3 protein-coding genes are annotated in these 2,416 nt (G+C 65.7%); all 3 read left to right on the plus strand.

From position 1 onward, the window contains the following. Positions 1-66 precede the first annotated feature (66 nt). The 3 genes from ACDELDRAFT_RS21400 (at position 67) to ACDELDRAFT_RS21410 (ending at position 2,258) form a co-directional block, all read left to right on the plus strand. Positions 67-462 carry a YcfL family protein gene (locus ACDELDRAFT_RS21400; RefSeq protein ID WP_005800409.1) on the plus strand — a complete coding sequence of 132 codons (396 nt, stop codon included), beginning with the start codon at positions 67-69 and terminating at the stop codon, positions 460-462. A 24-nt stretch (positions 463-486) separates the two neighbouring features. Next, positions 487-1,098: a penicillin-binding protein activator LpoB gene (gene lpoB / locus ACDELDRAFT_RS21405; protein ID WP_005800410.1), complete on the plus strand. Its 612-nt coding sequence runs from the start codon at positions 487-489 to the stop codon at positions 1,096-1,098. Positions 1,099-1,295: 197 nt separating this feature from the next. Then, complete coding sequence (locus ACDELDRAFT_RS21410; protein WP_005800411.1) at positions 1,296-2,258, plus strand: hypothetical protein; 963 nt, start codon at positions 1,296-1,298, stop codon at positions 2,256-2,258. The last annotated feature ends 158 nt before the right edge of the window (positions 2,259-2,416 follow it).

The following is a 2,416-nucleotide window of genomic DNA, read 5'->3' on the forward strand; positions in this document are numbered from 1 at the left end:
ACGGTGGCAGCCCCGGTACCCTCGGCCAAGAACTGATCTCTGACCCCTTTCAAGGAGCCTTTTCACATGACCTTTCGCATCCCCCTGGCCGCAGCCGGCCTGGCCCTTCTGGCGCTGGCGGGTGGCGCCAGCGCCCAGCAGCACGACCCGGCCACGCCGCTGGCCGTGGCCTCCAAGATTGCTCTGCGCGGTGAAGCCAACGAGATCGCCGTGCGCGAGATGCGCATCGTGCGCAAGAACGACATCCTGGTGGTACAGGCCGACATGGCCAACATGGGCCGCACCGACCGCACCGTGTTCTACCGCTTCAAGTGGCTGGACAACGTGGGCAACCAGGTGGGCGACGGTGAGTCGTGGAAGCAGATGACGGTGCTGGGGCTGGGCCAGCAGACGGTCAAGAGCGTGGCGCCCACCGGTGCGGCTGTCGACCTGCGCCTTGAAATGAATGTAGAACCGCGCTGAGCCAGCGCAAGAGGAGAAGCAAGCATGAAGAACAACATCCGGCGCAGTGCGCTCATCCTGGCCGTCGCGGCCGGCACCCTGGCCCTCTCGGCCTGCCAGAACCTGTCGTCGCCCACCGTGCGCTTTGACCGCCAGGTCAACTACGGCGACGCCAAGGCCGTGGAACTGGTGACCAACGAGTTCGGCTCCACCGACCTGCAGATGATCGCCGAGAAGATGACCGGCGGCCTGCTCGAAACCGGCATCTTCCAGGGGCGCCCCACGGTGACGATCTCCACCGTCAAGAACAAGACCAGCGAGTACATCGACACCACCAACGTGATGAACTCGATCCAGACCGCGCTGGTCAAGTCGGGCAAGGTGCGCTTCGTGCGCTCCATCAACGAGATGCAGGCTGGTGTGGACGAGCTGCAGCGCCAGAACCAGAGCGGCCTGTACAAGCAGGGCACCACCGCCAAGGTGGGCCAGATGACCGCCGCCAAGTACAGCATGGAAGGCGAGCTCACCAGCATCGTCAAGCAGAACAACAGCACCAAGGACGTGTACTACAAGTTCACGCTCAAGCTGTTTGACGTGCAGGAAGGCACGATCGAGTGGCAGGACGAGAAAGAAATCCGCAAGACGAGCAAGCGCTGAAGCAGGACATCCCCCAGAGGCGCTGCGCACCGTCCCCCTTCTCTCGGCTTCGCCGGGAAGGGGGACGACGCCCTCGCTGCGGGGCGGCCCTTGCTTGGCGTCCATCGCCTGGGTCGCGCCAGTTTCACGCGGCATGGCCGATGGCCCGCGCCGTTTGATTGATTCATGAATTCCCGTTAGCTCACAAGGAGCACACCATGCAACGCAGAACCACTTTGCACACGGCGCTGGCCGTGATCGCGGCCACCACGCTGGCCTGGGGCACGGGCGCGCAGGCGCAGCAGCCCGGCGCCGCGCCCAAGATCGCCGTGACCGACCTGGCCTACGCCCAGCGCGTGTCCGAATACTTCATGGCCGGCACCTACCAGCGCAGCAGCCAGATGAGCGCCCAGGGCAGCCAGGGCGGCAGCCACAGCCACGGCATGTACGGCGGCGGGGGCTCGTACTCCGGCCAGCAGTCCATGCAGGCGTCCGAGCAGGCCAGCGGCACCTATGTGGCCGGGCGCTACAGCTACATCGAGCAGCGCGAGCTGGGTGGTTACACCAACGACATCAAGGGCGCCATCCTGCAGGGTACGTACTTCCGCCTGGTGCAGGGCAAGGGCTTTGACGCGGGCAAGCCCCAGCCCAGCAAGGCAGAACAGGTGCTCAACCAGGTACAGGGCGGCAAGATGGCCACGCCCCAGGCCCAGCCCCAGGTCAACGACGTGATCTCCCGCATCAAGAAGGGCGAGTTCAACGGCGCCGACTACGTGCTGTTCGGCGTGGTCTCCAGCATCGATTTCACCGACGCGCTCTCGCCCCTGCAAGGCACCACCAGCGCCACGCGCCAGTACGGCCTGCAGCTCCTGGCCGACTTCTCGCTCATCAACACAAAAACGTACGAGATCAAGGCCGCGTTCTCGGCCCAGGGCGAAGGCAACGACACCAAGATCCTGTCGATCCGTGGCGACATTGCGCCCCCCAACCGGGCCAAGGTGATGCGCGAAACCTCGCTGTCGCTGGCGCAGGACGTGTACCAGCAGCTCGCGGTGCAACTTGGCTACACCGACGCCCACCTGGCGCGCGGCGTGCGCCCGCCCGTGGTGTACCAGCAGGGTGGCCAGCCCATGCCGGTTCCCCAGCCCCAGCAGCCCGAGCAGGTGCTGATCCTCAAGTAAGCCGCAGCGCATACCGCTGTGCAGGGCAGGCCGTTGCAGATGATCAACCGCTTTCCGCGCGCAACCCCCGCCGATGCCCGGCGGTGCTCCGAGGCCAGCCCTGTGCTGGCCTTTTTTGCGCCTGCTGCCGTGGCCTGGCTGCTGTGCGGCTGCATGGC

The organism is Acidovorax delafieldii 2AN (genome assembly GCF_000175235.1).
GTDB lineage: Bacteria > Pseudomonadota > Gammaproteobacteria > Burkholderiales > Burkholderiaceae_C > Acidovorax > Acidovorax delafieldii_B.